The following is a 584-nucleotide window of genomic DNA, read 5'->3' on the forward strand; positions in this document are numbered from 1 at the left end:
AGACAAGATCTGACAGTCGAAGAACCCGCGCTCAACTTTCCGATCTTCGACGAACTTCGCGAGCGCGGTGCAACTGACTACTTCGCTGTTAAACGGTTTTTCCTTATTCAGGACAATACTACGCCAGTCGATCCAATGCAGGCCTATGAAGGTGCTATAATCTCGTTGACAACCGACGCGAGTGGGGGCTTCACAAGCGAGCAACTTGATGGTTTGCGTCAACTGATATCTCCACTTTGCCTGACGCTGAAATGTGGGGCGAACCGATTGATGGCTGAAGATATTACAGCCGCATATCTGGGCAAAGACGCCAGTAGGCGCGTTCTTTCCGGGGACATCACCCGAGGTTCATCGGAAACTATTTCAGCGGTGATTTGGTATTTTGACCTGCAAGGATTTACCAAATTGTCAGAGGCGCTTCCGGGGGACTCAATCATAGAATTGCTAAACGACTACTTCGCGGAAGCTGTTGACGTAGTCGAACGCAATGGCGGTAACGTTCTGAAATTCATGGGAGATGGAATGCTTGCCATCTTCGATATCAATCAAGTTCCGGACGCTCGCCGCGTCGCAATTCACGCGGC

At 50.5% G+C, this 584-nt stretch carries 2 protein-coding genes; one reads left to right on the plus strand and one right to left on the minus strand.

The window, feature by feature from the left end; genetic code table 11:
* The coding region (locus ACRZ91_RS22180) for a hypothetical protein (RefSeq protein WP_480908651.1) at nucleotides 1-222 on the minus strand (222 nt) is incomplete at its 3' end.
* Between the two features lie 48 nt (nucleotides 223-270).
* On the opposite strand from ACRZ91_RS22180, the gene ACRZ91_RS22185 reads away from it, so the two are divergent.
* A partial coding sequence (locus ACRZ91_RS22185) for an adenylate/guanylate cyclase domain-containing protein (RefSeq protein ID WP_480908653.1) occupies nucleotides 271-584 on the plus strand: 314 nt, incomplete at its 3' end.

This window comes from Ruegeria sp. O11 (genome assembly GCF_056535285.1).